Source organism: Streptomyces sp. NPDC107522 (genome assembly GCF_055657525.1).
The window spans coordinates 20,542-46,193 of record NZ_JBVKAU010000021.1; the positions used below are offsets into that span (position 1 = coordinate 20,542).

Annotated in this window: 18 protein-coding genes; 7 read left to right on the forward strand and 11 right to left on the reverse strand. The window is 71.2% G+C overall.

The window, feature by feature from the left end; translation table 11 throughout:
• Positions 1–32 precede the first annotated feature (32 nt).
• Positions 33–785, reverse strand: coding sequence for an Rv3235 family protein (locus tag ACZ7L6_RS38520; protein WP_471932320.1), 753 nt, complete (start codon positions 783–785; stop codon positions 33–35).
• 327 nt (positions 786–1,112) lie between these two features.
• Here ACZ7L6_RS38520 and ACZ7L6_RS38525 point away from each other — a divergent pair, with 327 nt between their 5' ends.
• Positions 1,113–1,628, forward strand: coding sequence for a DUF6912 family protein (locus ACZ7L6_RS38525; protein ID WP_471932322.1), 516 nt, complete (start codon positions 1,113–1,115; stop codon positions 1,626–1,628).
• Between the two features lie 87 nt (positions 1,629–1,715).
• Entirely contained in the window at positions 1,716–2,381 is a 666-nt protein-coding gene (locus tag ACZ7L6_RS38530) for an HAD family hydrolase (RefSeq protein WP_471932324.1), read from the forward strand.
• A gap of 192 nt (positions 2,382–2,573) precedes the next feature.
• Here ACZ7L6_RS38530 and ACZ7L6_RS38535 read toward each other — a convergent pair whose 3' ends face one another.
• Positions 2,574–3,140, reverse strand: coding sequence for a DJ-1/PfpI family protein (locus ACZ7L6_RS38535; protein ID WP_471932326.1), 567 nt, complete (start codon positions 3,138–3,140; stop codon positions 2,574–2,576).
• A 250-nt stretch (positions 3,141–3,390) separates the two neighbouring features.
• On the opposite strand from ACZ7L6_RS38535, the gene ACZ7L6_RS38540 reads away from it, so the two are divergent.
• From ACZ7L6_RS38540 to ACZ7L6_RS38550, 3 genes are all read left to right on the forward strand, one after another.
• Complete coding sequence (locus tag ACZ7L6_RS38540) at positions 3,391–3,519, forward strand: hypothetical protein (RefSeq protein ID WP_471932328.1); 129 nt, start codon at positions 3,391–3,393, stop codon at positions 3,517–3,519.
• 569 nt (positions 3,520–4,088) lie between these two features.
• Positions 4,089–9,020: an NAD-glutamate dehydrogenase gene (locus ACZ7L6_RS38545; protein ID WP_471932330.1), complete on the forward strand. Its 4,932-nt coding sequence runs from the start codon at positions 4,089–4,091 to the stop codon at positions 9,018–9,020.
• Between the two features lie 111 nt (positions 9,021–9,131).
• Positions 9,132–10,658: a hypothetical protein gene (locus ACZ7L6_RS38550; protein ID WP_471932472.1), complete on the forward strand. Its 1,527-nt coding sequence runs from the start codon at positions 9,132–9,134 to the stop codon at positions 10,656–10,658.
• Between the two features lie 190 nt (positions 10,659–10,848).
• Here the strand turns inward: ACZ7L6_RS38550 and ACZ7L6_RS38555 are convergent, their stop codons facing one another.
• The 4 genes from ACZ7L6_RS38555 to ACZ7L6_RS38570 form a co-directional block, all read right to left on the reverse strand.
• Positions 10,849–12,555, reverse strand: a complete 1,707-nt coding sequence (locus tag ACZ7L6_RS38555) for a glycosyltransferase family 2 protein (RefSeq protein ID WP_471932332.1) — start codon at positions 12,553–12,555, stop codon at positions 10,849–10,851.
• Positions 12,552–14,771: a CDP-glycerol glycerophosphotransferase family protein gene (locus tag ACZ7L6_RS38560; RefSeq protein WP_471932334.1), complete on the reverse strand. Its 2,220-nt coding sequence runs from the start codon at positions 14,769–14,771 to the stop codon at positions 12,552–12,554. Before ACZ7L6_RS38560 ends, ACZ7L6_RS38555 begins: the two co-directional genes overlap by 4 nt.
• A gap of 121 nt (positions 14,772–14,892) precedes the next feature.
• On the reverse strand, positions 14,893–15,747 hold the full coding sequence (locus ACZ7L6_RS38565) for an ABC transporter ATP-binding protein (RefSeq protein ID WP_471932336.1): 855 nt from the start codon (positions 15,745–15,747) through the stop codon (positions 14,893–14,895).
• A complete protein-coding gene (locus ACZ7L6_RS38570) occupies positions 15,740–16,660 on the reverse strand; it encodes an ABC transporter permease (RefSeq protein ID WP_471932338.1) in 921 nt (306 codons plus the stop codon). Before ACZ7L6_RS38570 ends, ACZ7L6_RS38565 begins: the two co-directional genes overlap by 8 nt.
• Before the next feature lie 181 nt (positions 16,661–16,841).
• Between ACZ7L6_RS38570 and ACZ7L6_RS38575 the strand changes: the two genes are divergently transcribed.
• Entirely contained in the window at positions 16,842–17,480 is a 639-nt protein-coding gene (locus ACZ7L6_RS38575) for a TetR/AcrR family transcriptional regulator (RefSeq protein WP_471932340.1), read from the forward strand.
• Between the two features lie 166 nt (positions 17,481–17,646).
• Here the strand turns inward: ACZ7L6_RS38575 and galE are convergent, their stop codons facing one another.
• From galE to ACZ7L6_RS38590, 3 genes are all read right to left on the reverse strand, one after another.
• A complete protein-coding gene (galE, locus tag ACZ7L6_RS38580) occupies positions 17,647–18,630 on the reverse strand; it encodes a UDP-glucose 4-epimerase GalE (RefSeq protein WP_471932342.1) in 984 nt (327 codons plus the stop codon).
• 86 nt (positions 18,631–18,716) lie between these two features.
• Positions 18,717–20,372, reverse strand: coding sequence for a glycosyltransferase family 2 protein (locus ACZ7L6_RS38585; RefSeq protein ID WP_471932344.1), 1,656 nt, complete (start codon positions 20,370–20,372; stop codon positions 18,717–18,719).
• A 249-nt stretch (positions 20,373–20,621) separates the two neighbouring features.
• Positions 20,622–21,104, reverse strand: coding sequence for a MarR family winged helix-turn-helix transcriptional regulator (locus tag ACZ7L6_RS38590; RefSeq protein ID WP_471932346.1), 483 nt, complete (start codon positions 21,102–21,104; stop codon positions 20,622–20,624).
• Between the two features lie 126 nt (positions 21,105–21,230).
• Here ACZ7L6_RS38590 and ACZ7L6_RS38595 point away from each other — a divergent pair, with 126 nt between their 5' ends.
• Positions 21,231–21,644: an organic hydroperoxide resistance protein gene (locus ACZ7L6_RS38595; RefSeq protein WP_471932348.1), complete on the forward strand. Its 414-nt coding sequence runs from the start codon at positions 21,231–21,233 to the stop codon at positions 21,642–21,644.
• A gap of 55 nt (positions 21,645–21,699) precedes the next feature.
• Here the strand turns inward: ACZ7L6_RS38595 and ACZ7L6_RS38600 are convergent, their stop codons facing one another.
• Positions 21,700–23,367 carry a hypothetical protein gene (locus ACZ7L6_RS38600; RefSeq protein ID WP_471932350.1) on the reverse strand — a complete coding sequence of 556 codons (1,668 nt, stop codon included), beginning with the start codon at positions 23,365–23,367 and terminating at the stop codon, positions 21,700–21,702.
• 50 nt (positions 23,368–23,417) lie between these two features.
• Complete coding sequence (locus tag ACZ7L6_RS38605) at positions 23,418–25,652, reverse strand: bifunctional glycosyltransferase/CDP-glycerol:glycerophosphate glycerophosphotransferase (protein ID WP_471932352.1); 2,235 nt, start codon at positions 25,650–25,652, stop codon at positions 23,418–23,420.

A 25,652-nucleotide genomic window follows, 5' to 3' on the forward strand; every position in this document is an offset into this window, starting at 1 on the left:
CGTCCGTGCGTGGCCGGCCTGCGGGCGGGTGGTCAGTCGTCGTCCGTGTGGGGCCTGCGCGGGCCGCCCAGTTCGACCGCCGTGCAGCGCCAGCGGAGGTCCTGGCCCTGTTCCAGGCGGAACGCCATCGCGCGCAGTTGGTCGCCGGCGCCGATGCGGGCGAAGGCTTCCACGGCGCCCGGGCGGGGTTCGAAGTAGCCGATGTCGCGGACGACGGGGCGGGTGCCGCGGGTGCGCAGGGGGCTGCGTTCGGCCAGCCAGGCGAGTTCGTCGTAGGCGCGCCCGGCGGTGTGGCGGAGCATCGAGTGGACGGGGCGTTGGCCGCTCAGGACCAGGAGCAGGCGGTCGGCGAAGACGTCGGTGGGGCGGGGTTGGGGGATCGGCCTCAACGGGTCCTGCGTCGGCACGCTCACCGGGGCTTGCAGCGCGCCCGGGCTCGGAGCGGACCGGGGGTGGGGCGCGCAGCACGGCGCTTGCGGGGTGCCGTCCTTCTCCGGGACGGGCGCCGCCACAGCGGCACGACTGCTCGCAGGGTGCGGGGCTGCCGGCGGCGTGCTGGGCCGCGGCCGGGCGGGGGCGGATGGTGGGCGGGTGTCGGTGGGCCTGGTGCGGGCGTGGCTTCCCGTTGCCGCCGGCGAGCCGGGTGGGCGGTCACCGGGGGAGGTCGTACGGGAGGTGCCGCCGCCCGGTGCACGAGGCGGCAGGCCGCCGGGGCGGCGGGAGTCTCGGCGGCTTTGAGGGCGGGTGCCCGGGCGGAGCTGGGTCCTGGTCATGACCTTGTTCATGGGGGTCCCCGTTCGGTGAGCCCGGGTGGTACCGGGCAGTAACTTCGCGGTCGGTGATCTTGTACGGGGTTCCGGGGGTCGGCGGCAAGGGAGCGGAGACCTGGATCGGGCGGCCGGAAACTTCACTTATCCGGGTGATCGGAGGGCGCGGAAGGCCGTGATGGCGGGCCGGTGCCGGGTGAGTTCTCGGATCGGAGTGGACGCCGGGCGGGGTGGCGGCGGGGACTCGAAAGGGGACGCCCGCACGTATCCTGAAGGCCCTCCGGGAGGTGCGGGACCGCCCTCTCGGGTCCGTGCGGAGCCTTACGAACACGAAAGCGGTCAGCCATGCGCGTCTACGTCCCCCTGACCCTCCCCGGTCTCGCCGAGGCGTACAAGACGGGCGAGTTGGGGACCGGGCCGCTCGTCGCGTACGCCGTCACGCCCGCGTTGCGTGAGTGGTATCTCTCCGACGACATCGAGGAGTTGGAGTACGCGGCGCTGAACCGGGCTGCACTCGCCTCACTGCGGCTGCTGGCGGCGGACGCCGGGGCGGCGCGGCGTCGGGTCGTGGTCGCCGTCGACGTGCCCGACGGGGCAGCGGTCGCCGGCCCCGACCGGGGGCTGGACCCGTCCGCGCTGGGTGAGGTGCGGATCGCCGGGGGCGTGGCGCTGGCCAAGGCGGCCTCCGTGCATGTCGACTCGGGCGACGCGGAGGCGGATGTGGCGGCGGCCGCCGAGGCGCTCGAGGCGGCGGACGGCGGGGACGACGACGCGCGGTTCGTGGTGGACGGGGCCGAGGATCACGAGCTGCTGTGGTACGCGACCCAGGAGATTCCGAATCTGGTGGGACTGGGGGACTGAGCACCCTCGGTTCTGGAACATCCGCCCGATTGCCTCGTTGACCTGCGGTTCTCTTGATTGTCAGTGGTGGCGGGTACGGTTTTTGGCATGGGGAAGCGAGTAGGGGCGCACATTGTCTGGGACTGGAACGGGACGCTGTTCCACGACAATGACGCGATCATCGGGGCGACGAACGCGGCGTTCGCCGAGCTGGGGCTGGAACCGATCACGATGGAGCAGTACCGGGCGCTCTACTGCGTGCCGGTGCCGAAGTTCTACGAGCGGCTGATGGGGCGGTTGCCGACCGAGACCGAGTGGGAGGTCATGGACGAGACCTTCCACCGGTACTACACCGAGCACCGGGTGAGATGCGGGCTCACCGAGGGTGTGGCGGAGCTGCTCGTGGAGTGGCGGTCGGCCGGGCGCAGCCAGTCGATTCTCAGCATGTACGTGCATGACGAACTCGTCCCGTTGGTACGGGGGTTCGGGATCGAGGAGCACTTCATACGCGTCGACGGGCGGACCGGGCCGTCCGGAGGCAGCAAGGCCGAGCACATGGTGCGGCACATCCAGGCGCTCGCGAGCGTGGATCCGACTCGCACGGTGGTGATCGGGGACGCCGCCGACGATGCGGTGGCGGCGTTGCACGTGGGGGCGCGGGCCGTGCTCTACACCGGGGGGTCGCACGGCCGGGCCAGCCTCGAGGAGGTCGGGGTGCCGGTGGTGGACACGCTCGCGGAGGCCGTCGCGGAGGCGGAGCGGCTGGCGGCGTAGGGAGCGGGCAGTCGGGGACCGGTAGTGCAGCCCGGGTCCGGTGGTGCGGCCCAGGTCCGGTGGTGCGGCCCGGGTCCGGTTCGGGCAGCCCGGGACCGGTTGTGCAGTCCCGGGTCCCGTGGTGCGGTGCCCCGCGCTACGACTGCCCGCAGCCGCGTCGGCCGGCCGGTCAGGTCACCGGCGCCGTGGGCATCACGTCACCGGTGCCTTCGCCCGCAGCACCGTCAGGAACTCCCGCATCCAGCGGGAGTGGTCCGGCCAGGCGCGGGAGGAGACCAGGGTGCCGTCGACCACGGCCTCGGCGTCCTGGAAGGTGGCGCCGGCGGCCTGCATATCCAGCTCCAGGGCGGGGTACGCCGTGACGCGGCGGCCGCGGAGGCTGTCGATCGCGGCGGTGAGCAGGGGGCCGTGGCAGATCTGGGCGACCGGTTTGTCGGCGTCGAAGAACGACTTGAGGATCTTGCGGAGTTCGGGGTCGTTGCGGAGGTACTCGGGGGCGCGGCCGCCGGGGATGACGAGGGCGACGTAGTCACCGGGGTCCACCTCGGAGAAAGCGAGGTCGGCGGGCCAGGTGTAGCCGGGTTTCTCGGTGTAGGTGTCGAAGCCGGGTTCGAAGTCATGGACGACGAACTGGAGCTTCTTGCGGGCGGGGGCGGCGATGTGGACGTCGTAGCCCTCTTCGCGGAGGCGCTGGTAGGGGTAGAGGACCTCCAGGGACTCTGCGGCGTCGCCGGTGACGATGAGGATCTTCGCTGTCATGTCGGGTGCGCTCCTCTTTCTGGCCGTGGTCTGCGTCTCCGTCGGGCCTTATGGGCAACGTGCCTCGGGGGCGGGGTCTTGCCAAGGGGCCGTGCGGTCTTGAGGGGGCCGGAAGGGTGGGTTTCGCCTGGCGTTGTTTGCTGTGTGCCCGGCGTTGCAGCTGAGGTCGGGGCGTTGCGCAGCCCGGCGCTGCGGGGTGCCGCCTTTCTTCGGGTCGGGAGCCGCCCCAGCGGCACGACTGCCCGCAGCTGTGCGCGCCACGAGGCGTTCGCCGCTGCCGCTGCCGCTGCCGCTGCCGCTGCCGCTGCCGCTGCCGCTGCCGCTGCCGCTGCCGCTGCCGCTGCCGCCTTCCTCGGTGTTGCCGTGTGGTTTCGGGTAACCGTCTGTTTTCGGACACGGGATGCCTTCGCCTGGCGTGCTTTCGGCTCGGTGCCCCGTCCGAGCTTCGCCTCGGCCGCAGACACCAGCCTCCCGCTCGCCGCCCCGCCTCGCCAGTTACGCCCTGCCCGCCCCCTTTGCCCCTGTGCAGAACGTCAAAGTTCCACCCCTGGTTTTGTACACATACGGCTCATGACGGGCCCCCTGTAAGGAGCGATAGCCTTAGTGGCGTGATCAGCGCGATAGCTCGCGGGGGCACTGGAGCCCCTGCCCTGCGCCCGGCGAGCACGGACGACATCCGTGACCGGGCGGCGGTCGCTGGTCTTCGCGGGCGGGAGGGGGGCGTAAGGGTTCCCGGGACGTCATGTACACCCTGGGCCCGGACGTCGCAGAGAGCAGCGTCACACCCCGTGGGCAGCTCAAAATTGGCTCATATATCCCCGCTCATCTCACCTCGCGGCATAGCGTCGAAGCAGACCGGACACCCCGCGTCGCGGCGTTACGCCGGAGGGGAAGAGACCGTACTTCCTTCAACGTCACGCAACGGCGCGCGACAGGAGCCAGAGGACAATGCAGACCAAGCTGGACGAAGCCAAGGCCGAGCTGCTCGAGAGGGCCGCCCGGGTAGCTGAGAACAGCCCGGTCGGGGGGTATCTACCGACCGGGACGACGGACGAGAGCACTCCCGGCACCCCGGACCACGACACCGTGCTCACGTTCCTCCAGCGCTACTACCTGCACACCGCCCCGGAGGACCTCACCGACCGCGACCCGGTCGACATCTTCGGAGCCGCCTTCTCGCACTACCGTCTGGCCGAGAACCGCCCTCAGGGCACGGCCAACGTGCGGGTGCACACGCCCACCGTCGAAGAGAACGGGTGGACCTGCAGCCACTCCGTCGTCGAAGTCGTCACTGACGACATGCCGTTCCTCGTGGACTCGGTGACCAATGAGCTGACCCGGCAGGGGCGGGGGATCCATGTGGTCATCCACCCGCTGGTCCACGTCCGCCGCGATCTCACCGGCAAGCTCATCGAGGTGCTTCCCGCACCGCCCGCCGGCGAGCTGCCGCACGACACGCACGCCGAGTCCTGGATCCACGTCGAGTTCGACCGCGAGACCGACCGCGGCGACCTGAAGCAGATCACCGCCGACCTGCTGCGCGTCCTGTCCGACGTCCGTGAGGCCGTCGAGGACTGGAGCAAGATGCGGGACGCGGCCCTGCGCATGGCCGACGAGCTGCCCCGGGAGCCCACCTCCGACCTGCGCGAGCAGGAGATCGAGGAGGCCCGTGAGCTGCTGCGCTGGCTGGCCGACGACCACTTCACCTTCCTCGGCTACCGCGAGTACCAGCTGCGCGAGGACGACTCGCTGGCCGCCGTGCCCGGCACCGGCCTGGGCATCCTGCGTTCCGACCCGCACCACGCCGAGGACGAGAACCACCCCGTCAGCCCGTCCTTCGAGCGACTGCCCGCCGACGCCCGCGCCAAGGCCCGTGAGCACAAGCTCCTCGTCCTGACCAAGGCCAACAGCCGGGCGACCGTGCACCGGCCGTCGTACCTCGACTACGTCGGAGTGAAGAAGTTCGACGGGAACGGAGAGGTCGTCGGCGAACGGCGCTTCCTGGGCCTGTTCTCCTCCGCCGCCTACACCGAGTCCGTCCGCCGCGTGCCCGTCGTCCGGCGCAAGGTCGACGATGTGCTGCGCGTGTCCGGGTTCTCGCCCAACAGCCATGACGGGCGCGACCTGCTGCAGATCCTCGAGACGTACCCGCGCGACGAGCTCTTCCAGACCCCCGTCCCCGAGCTCCAGCGCATCGCCACGTCCGTCCTCTACCTCCAGGAGCGCAGGAGGCTGCGCCTCTACCTCCGCCAGGACGAGTACGGCCGCTACTACTCCGCCCTCGTCTACCTCCCGCGCGACCGCTACACCACCGGCGTGCGCCTGCGGATCATCGACATCCTGAAGGAGGAACTCGGCGGTACCAGCGTCGACTTCACCGCCTGGAACACCGAGTCGATCCTCTCCCGGCTGCACTTCGTCGTCCGCGTCCCGCAGGGCACCGAGCTGCCGCAGCTGTCCGACGCCGACAAGGAGCGCATCGAGGCCCGCCTCGTCGAGGCCGCGCGTTCCTGGGCCGACGGCTTCGCCGACGCGCTGAACGCCGAGCTCGGCGAGGAGCGCGCCGCAGAGCTGCTGCGCCGCTACTCCCACGCCTTCCCCGAGGGCTACAAGGCCGACCACTCCCCGCGCTCGGCGGTCTCCGACCTCGTCCACCTGGAACAGCTCACCGAGGACAACAACTTCTCGTTGAGCCTGTACGAGCCGGTCGGCGCCGCCCCCGAGGAGCGCCGGTTCAAGATCTACCGCAAGGGCGCGGCCGTCTCCCTGTCCGCCGTCCTGCCGGTCCTCAACCGGCTCGGCGTCGAGGTCGTGGACGAGCGGCCGTACGAACTGCGCTGCTCCGACCGCAGCGTCGCCTGGATCTACGACTTCGGCCTGCGCATGCCCAAGTTCCCGGGTGGCGACTACCTCGGCGACGACGCACGCGAGCGGTTCTCGGAGGCGTTCGCCGCGACCTGGACCGGCAAGGCGGAGAACGACGGCTTCAACGCCCTCGTGCTGAGCGCCGGGCTGACCTGGCGGCAGGCCATGGTGCTGCGGGCGTACGCGAAGTACCTGCGCCAGGCGGGCTCCACCTTCTCGCAGGACTACATGGAGGACACCCTCCGCAACAACGTCCACACCACCCGCCTGCTCGTCTCCCTGTTCGAGGCGCGGATGTCGCCGGACCGCCAGCGTGCGGGCCGCGAGATCGTCGACGCGCTGCTCGAAGAGGTCGACGCGGCGCTCGACCAGGTGGCGAGCCTCGACGAGGACCGGATCCTGCGGTCCTTCCTCACCGTCATCAAGGCGACGCTGCGGACGAACTTCTTCCAGGAGGCGGCCGGCGGACACCCGCACGACTACGTCTCCATGAAGTTCGACCCGCAGGCCATCCCCGACCTGCCCGCGCCGCGCCCGGCGTACGAGATCTGGGTGTACTCGCCGCGTGTCGAGGGCGTGCACCTGCGCTTCGGCAAGGTCGCGCGCGGAGGCCTGCGCTGGTCCGACCGGCGTGAGGACTTCCGGACCGAGATCCTCGGCCTGGTCAAGGCGCAGATGGTGAAGAACACCGTCATCGTGCCGGTCGGCGCCAAGGGCGGCTTCGTCGCCAAGCAGCTGCCGGACCCGAGCGTGGACCGGGACGCTTGGCTCGCGGAGGGCGTGGCGTCGTACAAGACGTTCATCTCGGCGCTGCTCGACATCACCGACAACATGGTCGCGGGCGAGGTCGTGCCGCCGCCGGACGTCGTCCGGCACGACGAGGACGACACCTACCTCGTCGTCGCCGCCGACAAGGGCACCGCGACCTTCTCCGACATCGCCAACGGGGTCGCCGAGCAGTACAACTTCTGGCTCGGGGACGCCTTCGCCTCCGGCGGCTCGGCCGGCTACGACCACAAGGGCATGGGCATCACCGCCCGTGGCGCCTGGGAGTCCGTCAAGCGGCACTTCCGCGAGCTGGGCGTCAACACGCAGGCCGAGGACTTCACGGTCGTCGGCATCGGCGACATGTCCGGTGACGTGTTCGGCAACGGCATGCTGCTCAGCGAGCACATCCGCCTGGTCGCCGCCTTCGACCACCGGCACATCTTCATCGACCCGAACCCGGACGCGGCCACGTCCTACGCCGAGCGCCGCCGTATCTTCGAGCTGCCCCGCTCCAGCTGGGAGGACTACAACACCGAGCTGCTGTCGGCCGGTGGCGGGATCTTCCCGCGCAGCGCCAAGGCGATCCCGGTCAACGCGCACATCCGGGAGGCCCTCGGCATCGAGGGCAAGGTCTCCAAGATGACGCCGGCCGAGCTGATGAAGGCCATCCTCAAGGCGCCGGTGGACCTGCTGTGGAACGGCGGCATCGGTACGTACGTGAAGGCGTCGACCGAGTCCCACGCGGACGTCGGCGACAAGGCCAACGACCCGATCCGCGTCGACGGCGCCGACCTGCGCGTCAAGGTCGTCGGCGAGGGCGGCAACCTGGGCCTGACCCAGCTCGGCCGGATCGAGTTCGCCCGGCACGGCGGCAAGATCAACACCGATGCCATCGACAACAGCGCGGGCGTCGACACCTCCGACCACGAGGTGAACATCAAGATCCTGCTCAACGGCCTGGTCGCGGACGGCGACATGACCGTCAAGCAGCGCAACAAGCTGCTCGCCGAGATGACCGACGAGGTCGGCCGTCTGGTCCTGCGCAACAACTACGCGCAGAACACGGCGATCGCCAACGCCCTCGCCCAGTCCAAGGACATGCTCCACGCCCAGCAGCGCTTCATGAAGCACCTGGTCAGGGAGGGGCACCTGGACCGTGCGCTGGAGTTCCTGCCCACCGACCGCCAGATCCGCGAACGCCTCGGCGCCGGCCACGGCCTGACCGGCCCGGAGACGGCCGTCCTGATGGCGTACACGAAGATCACGGTCGCCGAGGAACTGCTGCACACCACGCTGCCGGACGACCCGTACCTGAGCACCCTGCTGCACGCGTACTTCCCGAGCGCGCTGCGCGAGCGGTTCCCGGAGCACCTCGTCAGTCACCCGCTGCGCCGTGAGATCACCACGACCGTTCTGGTCAACGACACGGTCAACACGGGCGGTACGACGTATCTGCACCGGCTGCGCGAGGAGACCGGCGCCTCGCTGGAGGAGATCGTCCGGGCGCAGACCGTGGCCCGCGCGATCTTCCGCTCGGCGGCGGTCTGGGACGCGGTGGAGGCGCTCGACAACAAGGTCGACGCCGACGTCCAGACCCGGATCCGGCTGCACTCGCGCCGTCTCGTCGAGCGCGGCACGCGCTGGCTGCTCAACAACCGCCCGCAGCCGCTGGAACTCGCCGAGACCGTCGACTTCTTCGCCGAGCGGGTCGAGCAGGTGTGGTCGCAGCTGCCGAAGCTGCTGCGCGGCGCGGATCTCGAGTGGTACCAGCAGATCTACGACGAGCTGACCGGCGCCGGCGTCCCGGACGAACTGGCCACCCGGGTGGCCGGGTTCTCCTCCGCCTTCCCGACGCTGGACATCGTGTCGGTGGCCGACCGCATGGGCAAGGACCCGATGGACGTCGCCGAGGTCTACTACGACCTGGCCGACCGGCTGCACATCACCCAGCTCATGGACCGCATCATCGAGCTGCCGCGCGCCGACCGCTGGCAGTCCATGGCCCGCGCCTCCATCCGCGAGGACCTCTACGCCGCCCACGCGGCCCTGACCTCGGACGTCCTGGCGGCCGGCAACGGCAGTGCGACGCCCGAGCAGCGCTTCAAGGCGTGGGAGCAGAGGAACGCGGCGATTCTGGGCCGGGCGCGGACGACGCTGGAGGAGATCCAGGGGTCGGAGGCCTTCGATCTGGCCAATCTGTCGGTGGCCATGCGGACGATGCGGACGTTGTTGCGGCAGCATTCGTAGGCCGTGACGGCTCGTTGAGTCGTACGTGCATCAGGGCGCCCCGGGCCGTGACAGTCCGGGGCGCTCGCGCATTCCGGGCAAAGCGGGAATTACAGTGCTCGGGTGAGCACGATGCGGGCCGCGCTGCGCAGGACGACGGTCGTTCCGCAGGTGGCCGCCGTACTGGTCGTCCTGCTGCTCCTCCTCGTCATCGTCCGGCTGCCGTGGGCCGGTGACCTCGGGATGCATGCAGCGACCGTCGAACGTCTGCGGCACGACCTCGTCGACCCCGGCAATCCGCTGGTCGACGCGGATACGCCGAGTCCGTACTACTCGCCGTGGATGCTGGTGCTCGGGTGCGTCGCGCGGGTGACGAGGGTTTCCGTCTTCGTCGTGCTGCGGATCGGTGCGGTGGTCGGGCTGGGGCTGCTCGTCAGCGGGGTGTGGCGGTATGTGCGGACGCTGAGCGCGCATCGGGCCGCGCCTGCGCTTGCCGTGCTGTGTCTGGTGTTCCTGTGGGGGACGTCGCTGTTCGCCTGGAGCGGGTTTCTCGGGCTGAACTCGCTGGCGCTCACGGTGTCGTATCCGAGTGTGTTCGCGTTGGGGCTGGCCTTTCATTTCTGGGCGTGGCTGGCGGGGGCGGTGCGGGCGGGGTCGGGGTCGGGGTCCAGTTCCGGGGCGGGGGCCGGCTGGGGGACCTGGCTCGGGCTCGGGGTGCTGTGGGCGGTGATTCTGCTGTGCCATCAGTTCTCGGGAGTCGTGGCTTCTTTGGGTGCGTTGGCCACGGTGGTCGGGGCGCGGGCGGGGCGTGGGGTGTGGCTGCGGCTGGGGGGTGGGCTGGTGGTGGGGGTGGTGGTGCTGTGGGGGTGGCCGTACTACGACTTCTTCGCGTTGTTCGGGGCGGGGGGTGATCTGGAGTCGGTGCATCGGGGGCTGTACCGGGATCTGCTGGGGAGGTACTGGCTGGTCCTGCTGGGGGTGGCTGCGCTGGGGGTGCGGTGGTGGCGGGATCGGTGGGATCCGCTGGTGCTGTTCTTTGCGCTGGGGGTGGTGGTTGTGGGGGTGGGCTGGGTCAGTGGGCACTTCTCGTGGGGGCGGGCGCTGCCTGCCGTGGTGATTCCGGCGCAGGTCGCTGCCGCGGTGGGGGTGGTCGAGGGGTGGCAGGGTTGGCGGCGTGGGGTGGGGGCGAGGCGGCGGGCCTGGCGTGGCGTGGGGGTGGGGGTGCTGGCCGGGGCGCTGGCTGTGGGGGCTTGGACGCAGGTCGGGACGGTGGGGTATGTGGTTCCGCGGGGGGTGCTGCCGGGGGCGGTTGCGGAGAAGTACCGGGCGCCTTGGGCGGGGTATCACTGGGTCACGCCATGGGTGAAGTACGGGGACGTGGTGATGGCGCGGACGTTTCCTGCGCGGCAGATCCCGGCGTATGGGGCGTACACCGTGGCGCCTGGGTATCCCGACTTCTTCCTGCCGGATGAAGGGCGGCGGGAGGCGGCTGTGCGGCGGTATTTCGCCGAGGGGACTTCGGGGGGTGTGCGGCGGGGGATCGTGGAGGCTTATCGGGTGCGGTGGGTGGTGGATCGGGGGGCTGTGCGGAGGGAGGCGGGGTTGCGGGTGGTGGCTGGGGGGCCGGGTGGGCAGGTGCTGTATGAGGTGGTGCGGTGAGGAGGATCTCGCCCCCGCCGCCCCTACCCGTCCCATCCTCCAGGGGCTCTGCCCCTTCGACCCCGGCCCCTGGGGGCCTGCGGCCCCCAGACCCCCGCTTCGGCCCTGAACGGGCCTCGTCCTCGAACGCCGGACGGGCTGGATGGTGCGGGCCGGCGCCGAGACGCAGCCCGGCATCGAAGTACCTGCCCTACCTCAGCGCGCTTCTCAGCAAGCGTGCTGCCCTTCTCACCCTCGGGCGTGCCACGTGTCGTACCACCGGGCGTACCAGCCTTTCCGTCACGCCCACCGGTTGCCAGCGGATTTGGAGGCGGCCGGGGCCGCGGCCCTCCGGTTCGATGGTGAGGCGGTGGGGGGCCGTGCCGGTGTGGTAGTTGATGTGGGCCGTCAGGGGTGGGAAGGACAGGGGGGCCAGGAGTACGGCCGTGTGGGTCTGGCCCTGGTGGTCGATGCGGAGGAGGGGGTGGCGGACGCCCGCGAAGCCGTGGTGGGGGACGGGGGCCGAGGTCAGGTCCAGGTGGACCTGGCCTTCGAAGACGCCGGGGTGGACGGGGGACAGGCGGAAGGGGACGGTGAGGCGGCGTCGGCCGGGGGCCAGGAGGAGGCTTGCGCGGTGGGGGCCCACGGGGAGGCGTAGGCCGGGGTCGTAGGTCCGGATGGTGAGGTCGATCGACGCGCCGGGGCCGCGGGTGAGTTCCGTGATCTCGTGGCGGAACTGGGCGCTTCGGAAGGGGCGCGTGTCCAGGTCGAGGTCGGTGACGTCCAGTTCGCGGCGCGCCCAGTCGGCTGTGGGGATGCCTTCGCCCCAGTACACGTTGCCTTCCGTGTCAGGGGTCACCTGGCGCGGTGCCACGGCTCGGCCCAGCCCCCGTGCCGCCAGCTGCGCCTCGGGGAAGCGGCGTTCGCGGATCAGTTGCAGGACCACCCGGTCCGTGCGGGGCAGACGGGCGTAGGCCTGGGGGGAGAGGGTTTCCAGGTAGGGGATCATGATGTCCGCGAAGGACGTCAGCCAGGCCTCGTCGCGGTACGGCAGGTCCCCGGCGTACATCCGGAAGTCGTGCTTGAGGAACTTGTAGTCCTTGTCCTCGCGCAGCGCCCCGTGCCCGCTCTCGGCGAGGAAGTCGTCGATGAGGCGCTGGACGTGGACGCGGTCGCGGACGTTGTCCAGCTTGTGGCGCTGATTGGAGATCGAGGCCGCGTCCGTGGCCGCGTACGGTGCGATGTGCCAGCGGTACACCGGCTCCGGGACGATCGTGAACTCCTTGGCCAGACAGTACGCCTGCGTGGTGAAGAGCTGGTCCTCGTAGTGGACGCCCTCCGGGAACCGCAGGTCGTGGCGGTCCAGGAACGCGCGGGCGTACATCTTGCTCGTCGCCAAGTGCTCGAAGAGCAGCCGGGGTTCGGAGTCGATGCCGAGGACCGTGCGGCGTTCGGCGACCAGGTGCGGCATCCATCGTCTACGGCGGCCGCTGTCCTCCCGGACCCGCTCCACCGCGCCCATCGCGAAGTCGATCTCCCGCTCGCGGTGCGCCGCCAGGAGCAGTTCCACCGCGTCGTCCGTGAGTTCGTCGTCGCTGTCGAGGAACATCACGTACGGCGCCCGCGCGATCTCCAGGGCGCGGTTGCGCGGGGCGCTGCAGCCGCCGCTGTTCTGCGGGAGGCGGAGGTGGCGAATGCGGGGGTCCTCGGCCGCCAACCGCCTTGCCACCTGCGGGGTTTCGTCCGTCGAGTGGTCGTCGCTGATGATGATCTCGATGTCGGCGTGGGTCTGGCGGCGTACCGACTCCACGGCCCGGGGGAGGCGTTCCGCGTCGTTGTAGACGATCACCGTGACGGTGACGTCGGGGGTCACGGCATCTGGGGCCATGGCATCGGGGGTCAGGACGTCGGGGTTCATACGGACTCCCGAGGGCTCGGTGCCGGTGTGCGGTCCTCCAGCGGGATCACCGGCGGCAGGGCGTCCTCGCTCTCGCCCAGGAACACGCGGCGTACGACCCGTTCGGCGGCGCGTCCGTCGTCGTACTCGCAGAAGCGGCGGCGGAAGGCCGACCGCGCCTTCGTCGCGCTCTCGTCGCGCCAGGCCTCCGTGGTGAGGATCTCCGTCAGTTCCTGCTGGGTGCGGGCCACCTGGCCCGGCGGCTCGGCCATCAGGTCGAAGTAGACGCCGCGGGTGGAGCGGTACGTCTCCCAGTCGTCGGCGTAGATGACGATCGGGCGGTCCAGGTTGGCGTAGTCGAACATGATGGACGAGTAGTCCGTGACCAGCGCGTCCGCGGCCAGGGCCAGGTCCTCGACCGGGTCGTAGGTGGAGACGTCGATGATCCGGCCTGTGCGGCGCAGGGCGGTCAGGGGGGACGGCGTGCCCTCGTAGAAGTAGTGGCCGCGGACCAGGAGAACCGTCTCCTCGCCGAGCTGGTCGGCGAGAGCGGCGAGGTCGAGGCGGGGGGTCCAGCCGGCCTCGTAGTCGCGGTGGGTGGGGGCGTAGAGGATCGCGCGGTGGGTCGGGGGGATGCCCAGGCGGTCGCGGATCGTCCTGATGTCGGCTGCCGTGGCCGTGTAGTAGACGTCGTTGCGCGGATAGCCGTGGTCGAGGGAGACGAACCGGGAGGGGTACGCGCGCTCCCACATGCGGGTGGAGTGGCTGTTCGCGGAGACGCTGTAGTCCCACTTGTCGATGCGGGCCAGCAGGGCCTGGAAGTCCAGGCCCTTGGCCGCCGCCGGGAACTCCAGCTGGTCCACGCCCATGCGCTTGAGCGGTGTGCCGTGGTGGGTCTGGAGGTGGATCGCGTCGGGGCGCTTCACGACCGCGTTGGGGTAGTTGACGTTGTTGACCAGGTACTTCGCCGCCGCCAGCACCTCACGGTAGCGGCGGGTGCCGGGGAGCACGTGGTCGGTGTGGGGCGGGAGGAGGGGGGCGTTCTCCGGCGTCACCACCCACACCGGGTGGATCTGCGGGGCGAGTTCGGTGAGCTTGGCGGCGATCGCCGCCGGGTTGCAGGCGACTCCGCGGTTCCAGTACGCCGCGAAGACGGCCAGGTTGGGGTCGACCGGGCGGGACAGGGCCCTGCGGTAGTGGTGGTCGCCGAGGGCGGCGGCGACCTGGCGTCCACGGGTTCGTACGGCCGACTTCGCGGCGCGGCGGGCTCGGTTGGTGGTTTGGAAGGCCCGGTACCTGGTGTAGGCGTTCTCTTCGAGGAGGGCGCGGCGGATGGCCTCGGGGCCGCTGGGGGGACGGTGTCCGGGCGGGCGGTGCCGGACGGCCGCTTCACCGGCGCGGCGGAAGAACTCCCTGGCCACCACGTCCGGCATGGCGGTGCGGGCGAAGGTGCGCAGACAGTCCTGGACCATGACGTCGTACAGGACGGCGTCGGGGGCGGGGCCGGCGCTGGGGCGGGAGTCGGGGCGGCTGCGGGCGAGGGTGAGGAGTGTCTCGTAGCGGTCGATCAGGGCGTAGCGCTCCTCGGGGGTGACCGGGGGGAGGCTCTCGGGGCGCAGCTCGTAGTGCTCGTACGCCACCTGGTTCAGGGCCGCGATCCCGTCGGCGAGGAGGAGGGCGGCGTAGGCCGCGAACGGCTCGTGGGGGGTGGTGAGTTGTTGTTCGTGCGCCTGCCAGAAGGGGGTGCGCAGCGCGCGGTTGCCCAGGAGGGGGGTGATGCGGAGCGCGGTGCGGGCGATGTCGTCGAGGGCGTGGGCGGCGCGGCCCGCGCGGGCCAGGAGGGGGCCGTCCTCGGAGGGGAGGCCGGAGGTTTCCCAGGTGGAGCGGACGTGGTCGAAGAGGAGTACGTCCACCTCGTCCGGGAGGTCCGCGACGCGCTCGGCTACCGTGCGGGGCGCGCCGGCGGGCAGACCGTCCTTGGCGTGCACGAACTGCAGCCAGCGACCCGAGGCCCGGGCCGCCCCCGCCGACCGCGCCGCGGCGTCGTCCGTCCCGTCCGGCAGGGGCAGCACCAGCATCTCGGAGGCGTACGCCCGGGCCGTCTCCTGCGCCCAGGCGCCGACCGCGGCCACAATCACCTCGGCCTCGGGGTGGGGATGCGCGGCCAGGGAGGCGAGAAGCCCGGTCAGGCGGTCCTGGGTGTTCGGCCCGTGGACGATGACGCTGAGCTCGGGCATCGCGGCGACTCCTTCACCTTTGTCATCACTCCGGGGACCCTGTGTCCGCCATAGTGGCACCAATAGGATGAAAGGGGCGCCTGGAGTTGCGCCTCACGGGGGAGGCGCCAGGTGGGAGGCCTCAGGCGGTAACAGTGGTTTTCGGCTTGGGCTTCGGGGCCGGCTTGGCCGACTTGTCGCTCTTGTCGCCGGTGAAGGCCTCGTACTCCTTCAGCACCTCGTCCGTCGGCCCGTCCATGCGCAGCTCGCCCCGCTCCAGCCACAGGACGCGGTCGCAGGTGTCGCGGATCGACTTGTTGTTGTGGCTGACCAGGAACACCGTGCCCGCGTGCTTGCGCAGCTCGCGGATCCGGGCCTCGGAACGCTTCTGGAAGGAGCGGTCGCCCGTCGCCAGCGCCTCGTCGATGAGCAGGACGTCGTGGTCCTTGGCCGCGGCGATGGAGAAGCGCAGGCGGGCCGCCATGCCGGAGGAGTACGTGCGCATGGGGAGGGTGATGAAGTCGCCCTTCTCGTTGATGCCGGAGAAGTCGACGATCTCCTGGTAGCGGTCCTTGATCTGCTCGCGGGACATGCCCATGGCGAGGCCGCCGAGGTGCACGTTGCGCTCGCCGGTGAGGTCGTTCATCAGGGCCGCGTTCACGCCGAGGAGGGAGGGCTGGCCGTCGGTGTGGATACGGCCGTTCTCGACCGGGAGCAGGCCCGCGACCGCCTTGAGCAGGGTCGACTTGCCGGAGCCGTTGGTGCCGATGAGGCCGATGGCCTCGCCCCGGTACGCCACGAAGGAGACGTTCTTGACCGCGTGCACCTTGCGTACGCCCGCCGCCTTCTCGGCCTGCCCGCGGCGCAGGATGCGGTTGAGGGCGGCGGTGGCGGAGCCGCGGCCGGCGCCGGTGCCGTTGACGCGGTAGACGATGTCGACGCTGTCGGCGATGACGGTGGGGATCGGCTCCTGTGCGAGCTTTGCGTTGTCAGCCACGGCCGTACGTCTCCTCAGCCTTCCAGAAGTAGATGAAGCCGCCGACGCCCGCCAGCAGCGCCCAGCCCGTAGCGATCGCCCACACGTGCGGCGGGAGCTGGCTCGCGTGGAAGCTGTCGATCAGCGCGAAGCGCATCAGGTCGAGGTAGACGGCGGCCGGGTTGGCCTGCAGCACCGGGGTCACCCAGGACGGCCCGTGGTGGTGCTTGCTCATGATGTGGGTGATGCTGAACATCACGCCCGACGTGTACATCCAGGTACGCAGCACGAACGGCATCAGCTGCGCGATGTCCGGCGTCTTCGCTCCCATCCGGGCCATGACCATCGCGACGCCGGCGTTGAAGACGGACTGCAGGACCAGCGCCGGGACCGCCAGAGCCCAGGAGGCGGTGACCGGGATGCCGAAACAGAGCAGGATCACCACCAGGGCCGCCATCGAGAACAGCAGCTGCTGGAGCTGCTGCAGTGCGAAGGAGATCGGCAGCGCGGCCCGCGGGAAGTGCAGGGCCCGCACGAGGCCCAGGTTTCCGGAGATCGCGCGGGTGCCCGCCATGATCGAGCTCTGCGTGAAGGTCCAGACGAACACACCCGTCACCAGGAAAGGGACGTAGTCGGGCACGCCGCGGCTGGTACCCATCAGCCTGCCGAAGATGAAGTAGTACACCGCCGCGTTCAGCAACGGCGTCAGCACCTGCCACACCTGGCCGAGCTTCGCCTGGCTGTACTGCGCGGTGAGCTTGGCCGTGGCGAACGCGGTGATGAAGTGCCGGCGCGCCCACAGCTGGCGGACGTACTCGGGCAGGGAGGGGCGGGCGCCGCTGACCGAGAGTCCGTGGCGGGCGGCGAGGGCCGCGAGGTCGGCTTCGGGCAGGGCCTGGGTGGTGGAGGGCGGTGTGTCGAGGACCTGGCTCACATCCGCTGCTTTCGTTCGGGGAGGGGCGCCGCGACGTTCTCTTACGTGACTCTTCACGTTCTCTTACGTCGGGACGGGACCGTATCGTCGCAACGTGAGCGTAGGCCGAATGGACGTCGGAACGCAACCGTTTCGTCGCGACGGGAAACGTGGCGACGGGACCGTATCGTCGCTACGCCCTATGCTGGTTCGCATGACGACCAATGCCGACCAGCCGCAGACGCGCCCGCGCCGTCGGAGTCCTGCGGGGGCGGCCGTCCTCCGCGAGGACGTGACGGAAGCCATCCGGGCGGCCGTCTTCGAGGAGCTCGCGGCCGTCGGCTATGCGCGGATGTCCATCGAGGGGATCGCGCGCCGCGCGGGTGTCGGCAAGACGGCGGTGTACCGCCGCTGGCGTTCCAAGCTGCATCTGGTGCTCGACGTGGTGTCCGCGATCGCGGTGATGGGCCTGCCCGCGCCGGACACGGGCTCTCTGGAGGGCGACCTGCGGCTGCTGTACGAGGTGACCTCGCGCGCGCTGCGCCACCCCGTGGCCTCGCAGATCATCCCGGACCTGCAGGCGGAGGCGGCTCGCAATCCCGAGATCGCCGAGGCTTTGCAGAAGGCGCTGGAGCAGGGGCAGGAGGGCGTCGCCAGCGGGATCGTGAAGGCGGCCGAACAGCGCGGCGAACTGCGCGCCGGCGTCGACGACGCGCTGGCCCTGGACATCATCTCGGGCCCGCTGTACTGGCGCTCGGTGGTGGCACGCAGCCCCAAGCTGCCCAAGGGCTATCTGGACGCCCTGGCCCGAGCCACCGCTCAGGCGCTCAAGGCACTGTGAGCAGGCTGCGCGCACCGACCGCCTGATCTTCGAGTTCATCGAGGCGGCGGCACCGCGCGCGTGCGGTGACCGGAGTCCTGACTCGTCGCCCCGACGAGCAACTCGCAGCGGTGCTGAAGCGCCCTCATCAGTTGCGCCTGCCCGGCGAGTCGGACGAAGCCGAGGCTCAGTCCCGCGCCGCTCCCGGATGCGCCCGTACCCACCCCTCCCAAGCCGACGCGATCATGTCCTGGACGTCGTGCTTGGCCTTCCAGTCCAGTTCGGTGGCGATGCGGTCGGCGGAGGCGACGACTCGGGGCGGGTCGCCGGGGCGGCGGGGGGTGACGGTCGGGGGGCGGTCGTAGCCGGTGATGGCGTTGATCATGTCGATCATTTCGCGGACGGAGACGCCCTCGCCGCGGCCGATGTTGAGCGTGAGGTCGAGGCCGGGGGAGGAGTGCAGGGCGCGGGCCACGGTCACGTGGGCCTCGGCCAGGTCGACCACGTGGATGTAGTCGCGGATGCAGGTGCCGTCGGGAGTCGGGTAGTCGTCGCCGAAGATGCGTGGGGCCGCGTTCTCCGTCAGCTTCTCGAAGACCATGGGGATGAGGTTGAAGACACCGGTGTCGGCGAGCTCCGGGGCGGCCGCGCCGGCCACGTTGAAGTAGCGGAGCGACGCCGTGGACAGGCCCGTCGCGTGGCCCGTCGCCCGCACCAGCCATTCGCCGGCCAGCTTCGTCTCGCCGTACGGCGACATCGGTACGCACGGCGTGTCCTCCGTGACCAGGTCGACGTCCGGCATGCCGTACACCGCCGCCGAGGACGAGAAGACGAAGGACCGCACGTTCCTCGCCGTCGTCACGGCCTCCAGGAGGGCGCGCAGGCCCTCGACGTTCTCCCGGTAGTAGTGCAGGGGCTGGTCGACCGACTCGCCGACCTGCTTCTTCGCCGCGAGATGGACGACACCGGTGATGCGGTGGGCCGCGATGGCGCGGGCGACGCGCTCGCCGTCCAGGGTCGAGCCGACGACCAGCGGGACGCCGTCCGGCACGCGGGATTTGATGCCGGTGGACAGGTCGTCGTACACCACGGCGCGCTCGCCCGCCTCGGTCATCGCCCGTACGACGTGCGCTCCGATGTAACCGGCGCCGCCGGTGATCAGCCAGGTCATGTGCGGCCGTCTCCTCGTCAGTCTTCGTCAGTCCTCGTCAGTGGTCCTGTGGTGGTGCGTCGCCGCGTCAGCGGCCGAGGTCGGTGTCAGTGCCAGTGAAGCAGGCGGCGGAGTCTGCCGCGGGCGACTGACATGACCCCGCGTAACCCGGGGGCCACGCGTAGTGCCAGCGCTCCGGAGTGGGTGATGTACGGGTGTACGAGTACTACGGCGTGCCGGGCGCTGACCACGGCTCTACGGCGCAGCAGGCCGGCGCCCGTGAGGGCGTGCGCCGTGACCTCGCGGTACGCGCCGCCCCGGAAGCACACGCGCAGGCGCAGATCCCATGTGCCGGCCGGGAACCTCGCCCAGCAGACCGTTGTCTCGGCCGACCAGGGGCCCCCGTCGGCCGAGCGCACGAGCGCCACTGGCGTACGCGGACCCGCCGCCCGCCCCGTCTCCCGGCACCGCCACTCCACCTCCAGCGCCTGCGGACCAGCCTCCGCCACCCTGCCGTACAGCTCATGCAGGCGCAGCCGGAGGACGGCGGCACGCGCGCTTGGGCGCAGTTCCGCGTCCACGGCGAGAGGGAGGAGGCGGACCGGGCGGGTCAGCAGGGGCTCCAGGGTGACCTGGGGGAGGTCGGGGGACCAGACGGGGGTGCCGTCAGGGGTGTGGGCGTAGGGAGGGAGGAGGCGGGCGGGGCGGGAGGCGAGGTCCCTCAGGCGGGACAGGTCCCGGGGCTCGGGGGAGGCCAGGACGACGCGGCCGATGAGGCGGCCGGGGGCGGTGGGGTTGTGCGCCCAGTCGGAGGCGTCGTACTCGGCGAGGTACGCCCGGGTGTGCGCCCACCATGCGCGCTGGTAGGGCGCGTCGCGCAACCCCAACTCGCGCGTGTACATCCGCAGTTCGTGGTCCAGGAACTTGCCGCGCGCCGCCCGCGCCAGCTCCTTCTGCCCGGCGCCCAGCAGGATCTCGTACGCCAGCCGGCACGCCTCCGTGCGCGCCTGCCAGTTGGTGATGCCGGCACGGTCCAGGGAGATCGACAGCCGGTCGGCGGAGCGGCGCACATGCCAGATGTACACGCGGTCCGGGACGAGGGCGATGCGCGGGGCGGCGGCCAGCACGCGCGCGGTGAAGACGACGTCCTCGTAGGGGAAGCGGCCCTCGGGGAAACGGATGCCGTGGTCGCGCAGGAAGTCCGTGCGGTAGAGCTTGTTGACGCAGAGGGTGTCGTGGACCAGGCGCGGGCGCTGCGCGGGGCGCTCGAACACGGCGTGCGCTGTGTAGAGCGACGGCTCCCACGGCACCGTGCGTGCCTCCCACGGCATTGTGCGCCCCTCGGGCAACTCCCGCCGCACGCACAGCCCGCCCGCCACCTCCGCACGCGCCCCCGTCGCCGCCCCGAGCAGCGTGTCCACCGCGCCCGGCGGCAGGACGTCGTCGCTGTCCAGGAACATCACGTACGGCGACGTCACCCGGTCGAGCCCGGTGTTGCGAGGGCTGCCGCAGCCGCCGCTGTTGACCCGGCGCCGGACCGTCTTCACGCGCGGATCGGTCGCGGCGAGGCGGTTGAGGAGGTCCATGCTGCCGTCCGTCGAGCAGTCGTCCACGGCGATGACCTCCCGGACGACGGGCCCCTGCGCCAGCGCCGAGCGGACGGCGGACGTCACGTGTGCGGCGTCGTTGTAGCCGATGACGACGACACCGACACCGACGTCGGCCTGCGGGGCGCGCGCAGTGTGGGGGGTGCGAGGGTGCATGGGGCCGAGTTCCGGAATCCTGGGAGTGGTCGGAGATCGCTCGTTGAGCGGGACTTGGGGCCCGTTCCGGAAGATGGCGGGCGCCGAGGTCCGGTTCACTCGCGGGCAGCTGCTTCTCGGGGCGGACGGGGTGGTTCCTCACCGCGGATCGTAAGCTGCCGGAATGCCGCATCAGGTGTAATGAGGCATCAATAAATAGAATGTGTCGTTTAATAGCACAAAGTCGGCCCTGTGGTGGCGCGGGCTCGCCTACACCCCGCGCCCAGCCGCCTCCGCTTCCTCCACCGCCGCCGCATCCAGCGCCGCCGTGAGCTGGTCCAGCCGGGCCCGCAGCTCGCGGATCTCCTCCACCTCGAAGCCCGTCGCCGCGGCGATCCGGCGCGGCACCTGCAGGGCCCGCTCGCGCAGCGCGGCGCCCTCCTCCGTCAGTCGCACCTCCACCGAGCGCTCGTCGCGCGCGCTGCGCTCCCGGCGTACCAGGCCCGCCGCCTCCAGCCGCTTGAGCAGCGGTGACAGGGTGCCGGAGTCGAGGCGCAGGTGCTCGCCCAGCTTCTTCACGGGCAGGTCGCCCTGCTCCCACAGCACCAGCATCACCAGGTACTGCGGATAGGTGAGCCCCAGGTCCTTCAGGACCACCCGGTACACACCGCCGAAGGCGCGCGAGGCGGCGTTCAGGGAGAAGCAGATCTGCTGGTCGAGGCGGAGCCAGTCGGCCGTGGGCGTGGTCGTCATGGCTCCAGGGTAGCTCGTGGCCACCATTTAGTTGTGTGCAATTGAATTGTGTGCTCTACTTGTGGTCGTCCGGCGGCCGCCAACAGAGCCGCCGAACGTGACTCGACTCGAGAGGGATGGTTTTCCATGGACGCGCTCTACACCGCTGTCGCCACCGCCACCCACGGCCGCGAGGGTCGCGCCGTCAGCAACGACGGCCAGATCGACCTCGCGCTGGCCATGCCGGTGGCGCTGGGCGGCAACGGCCAGGGCACGAACCCGGAGCAGCTGTTCGCCGCCGGGTACGCCGCCTGCTTCGGCAGCGCGCTCGGCCTCGTCGGCCGTGCGGCCAAGGTCGACGTCTCCGAAGCCGCCGTCACCGCCGAGGTCGGCATAGGCAAGCAGGGCGAGGGCTTCGGCCTGAAGGTGACGCTGCGCGTGGAGCTCCCCGACGCCCTGGACGAGGCGACCGGCCGCAAGCTGGTCGAGCAGGCCCACCAGGTCTGCCCCTACTCCAACGCCACCCGCGGCAACATCGACGTCGACCTCGTCATCGAGTAACCCCACCCCGGATCGGCCGTCACCCGAACCGGCCGTCACCGGACCCGCCGGCCCGTCACCCGATCCGCGCCAGCACCTCCCCCGTCCGCCGGCTCCACGCCACCACCACCGCCTCCTCCGGAACCCGCTTCCACCGCGTCAGCAGCAGCCAGCGCGCGTGATAGCGCCGGGCGACGGCCGTGCGCTCGGCGCGGGTCGACGTGGGGGAGAGGTAGGCGCGGACGTCGGCGAGCCGGCGCTTCCGTTCCCGTTCGTCCAGGGCGGGGTCGGGCCAGATCGGCGCGGCGAGGTTCGGCCCGTACCCGGGGACGGAGCGCGGGGCGAAGTGCCCGTCGGAGATGATCACTTCGCCCTTCTTGACGTGCCGTGCCACCCACGCGTACGACGGCCAGGTCGACGGCTGCTCCAGCCCGACCGGATCCAGTGCGCCCGGCACCACCGCCCCGCCCTGCACGGTGAGGAACCCGACGCAGGCCCCGGCGGCCGCGGCCCCACCCAGCGCCCGGCGCGCCCTGCCCCACGGCCGGGGCGCCGCCAGCTCCACCGCGAGCGCGAACTGCAGCGGCACAAGGGTGAGCCCGAGGATGCGGCCGTACGTGTAGTGGCCGCTGATCCAGCCGTACGCCACGAGCAGGCAGTCGAGCGTGAACAGCAGCACCAGCGGATCCCGCCAGGAACCTCGCCGCCACCGCAGCCACAGCGCCGGCAGCCCGAGCAGCGCGAGCCAGAACTGCCCGCCGAGGTGCTCGTACAGCTGCCGGTGGATCCCGTCCACGCTGCGGTCCCCGGCCAGCGCGAACACATCGAAGTACGGCCAGGCCCCGGCGACCAGCACCGCCGTACCCGCCGCCGCTCCCCACCGCGCGACCACTCCCCACCGCACGCCCACGCCACCCCATCGCACGCCCCTGGCACGCCACCGCACGCCCCCCGCACCCCGCCGCTCCAGCCACCCCCGCTGCCACCCGGCCACGAACGCCACCGCCCCCAGCACCGCGCCCGCCGCGGTGATCGGATGGATCAGCAGGATCAGCCCGTACAGCACCCCGGTCCCCGCGTACCCAACCCACCCGGGCAGCCCACTCGGTCCCACGTACCGGACGAGCCCCTCGCCCCGTGCGCGCGCACCGGTCAGCGCCCAGGCCCAGAAGGTGAGCCCGATCGCGAACGCCGACGGGTAGCCGAGGTTCCCCGTCATCGACATCAGGCTCAGATACCCGCTCCACCAGGCCCGCTCGGTCCCCCACAGCAGCGTCATCGCACCCAGTGCGAGCACCGGCGCCCACGGCCGCGGTGTCAGCACCCGCACCAGGCGGCCGATGCCGGTGAGCAGCACGAGCAGGTTCAGTGGACCGGCCAGCCGCACCACCTCCCAGCCGCCCAGCCCGGTCAGCCGGGCGAACGCGCCCTGCGCGACCGCGTACGGCGAGTAGTACGGGCTGCCCGCGCCCGGCAGGTCCGCCATCGGATGGCGTGGATGGAACAGGTCGGCTCTGAGGCGTTCCACGACGGCCGCGTGCTGGCCCGCGTCGCAGCACAGCGGCACGGCCCAGTACGCCAGCACCATGACGAGGTAGAACAGGAAGCCGAAGACCTGGTACGGCGTCGGACGCCAACTGCGGCCGCCGCGCAGGGCACTCGCGCCGCGCACGGTCCTCCGGATGAGGGCACCGGCAGCGGCGCCCGCAGTTCTGGTCGTGGAGGTTGTGTGGGTTTGAGGCATTTGCCGTATGTTCCCGGCCGGGCCGGTCGGGTCAACGGCTTCGCCTCACATCACCTCATCGAGTGAGCCCGCGGTGCCGCCGGAGCCGGCACCCGCTCCGCTCCGACCGGACGCTGCGACAACGGCTCGCCCAGCATCAGCGTCCGTACGACCCGCTCGGCGGCCATTCCGTCGTCGAACTCGCAGAACCGCTCCCGGAATCCCGCCCGCAACCGCGCCGACTCCTCGTCCCGCCACGTCCCGGACGTGAACAGCCACGCCAACTCCCGGTAGGAGCGCGACACATGACCGGGCGCGTCGGCCGTGATGTCGAAGTAGGCGCCCCGGCTCGCCGCGTACGCCCCCCAGTCGTCGGCGTGGATCACGATCGGCCGGTCCAGGTTGGCGTAGTCGAACATCAGGGCGGAGTAGTCGGTGACCAGGACATCGGCGGCGAGCATCACGTCCTCGACGTGCGGCTCGTCCGTCGCGTCGATCAGCACGCCCCGCCGGTGCAGATCGGCCAGGCCCATCCCGCGTGCCGTGCCCTTCGCCAGCGACGGGTGCAGCCGTACGACGAGCGTGTGGCCCGTTCCCAGGTCCTCGGCGAACCGGGCGAGGTCGATCCGGTCGACATGGCCGCCCCGCCGGTAGTCGCGGCGGGTCGGCGCGTACAGCACGACGGTGTTCCCGGCGGGAACGCCGAGCCGCGCCCGGGCGGCCTCACCGGCCTCCGGACCCGCGCCGACCAGCACGTCATTGCGCGGGCTCCCCGTCCTGAGCGAGGTGAAGTGGCACGGATAGGCCCGCTCCCACGCCAGCTCCGAGTGCCGGTTGGCCACCAGGCTGTAGTCCCAGCGGTCGGCCCGCCACAGCATCTTCGGCACGTCGAAGCCGTGCCGGGCGCCGGGCTTGGTCAGCAGGTCGGCCGCCATGTACTTGAGCGGGGTGCCCTGGTGGGTGTGGATGTGGACGCTGCCGGGGCGCTTGGCCAGGGTGCCCGGCCAGTTGACGTTGTTCACCCAGTACGTGGCCCGCGCCATGACCTCGTGGTAGCGCCGCGAGCCCGGCAGCACGAAGTCGATGCCGGGCGGCAGCGCGTCCACCGCGTCCTCCTGGACGACCCACACGCCCTTGAGGTGCGGGGCGATCTCGCGCGCCTTGGCGTGGATCGCCGCCGGATCGCCCAGCACGCCCCGGTGCGAGAACGCCGAGTAGACGGCCAGGTGCGGATCGAGCGGCAGCTTGCACCGGGCGCCGTACCAGACCCGTCCGGCCCGCTCCGACGCCGCCCGCGTCACCCGCCGCTTGCCGTTCCCCGCCATCCTGCGCACCTCGTGCAGACCGCGTGCCACGGCGTACGACGCATACGGCGCCGTCGCCAGCAGCCGCATCTCCTGGCCGCGCCGGCCGTCGGGCGGGGTGAAGCCCTCGGGGACGTGCCGGACGTGGAAGGAGCGGATCTCGCGGTAGAAGTCCCCGCGGTCCTTCGGCGTCACCCGGTCCTCGCGCGCGAGCACGAACAGCATGTGATCCAGGGCCCGTTCGAACAGCAGCGGACGCGCCCACGCCAGGTCCGGGCGCCCCTCCAGGAACGCGAACAGGCCCTCGTACTGCGGAAAGATGTCGAAGTGCCGACGCCCCGGCGTCTTGGTGATCGCGCCCTGCCGGCGCTGCCGGTACTCGACGCCGATCCGCTCCAGACAGGCGATGCGGTCGGCCAGCACCATCGAGCGGTAGGTGACGGGCGCGTCCTCGTACAGGCCGGGGGCGTAGCGCAGTTCGTGCTTGAGGAAGAAGTCACGCCGGTACGCCTTGTTCCAGGCGACCAGGAACAGATGCAGGTACTCCGGGCTCTCGCGGACGGTGAAGGTGTCGCTGCCGGCCGCGGCCAGCAGGTCCGCCGCCGAACTGCGGCCGCCGCGGCCCCACCAGTGGGTGCGGACGTGGTCGAAGACCAGGATGTCCGGGTCCTCGGCCGCCTCCAGGCGGGCCGCCACCGCGGCCAGCAGACCCGGCGTGTAGGAGTCGTCGCTGTCGAGGAAGAGGACGTAGTCGCCGGTGGCCTCCTCCAGACCGGCGTTGCGGGCCCGGCCGAGGCCGACGTTCTCGGGAAGGTGCAGCACGCGCACGCGGGCGTCGCGGCCGGCGTAGGCGTCCAGGATCTCGGGGCACCCGTCGGGGGAGCGGTCGTCGACGGCGATCACCTCGAAGTCCCGGTACGACTGCCCGAGCACCGAGTCCAGGCACTCCCGCAGGAAGCCCTGCACCTTGAAGACGGGGACGATGATGCTGAAGCGGGGCAC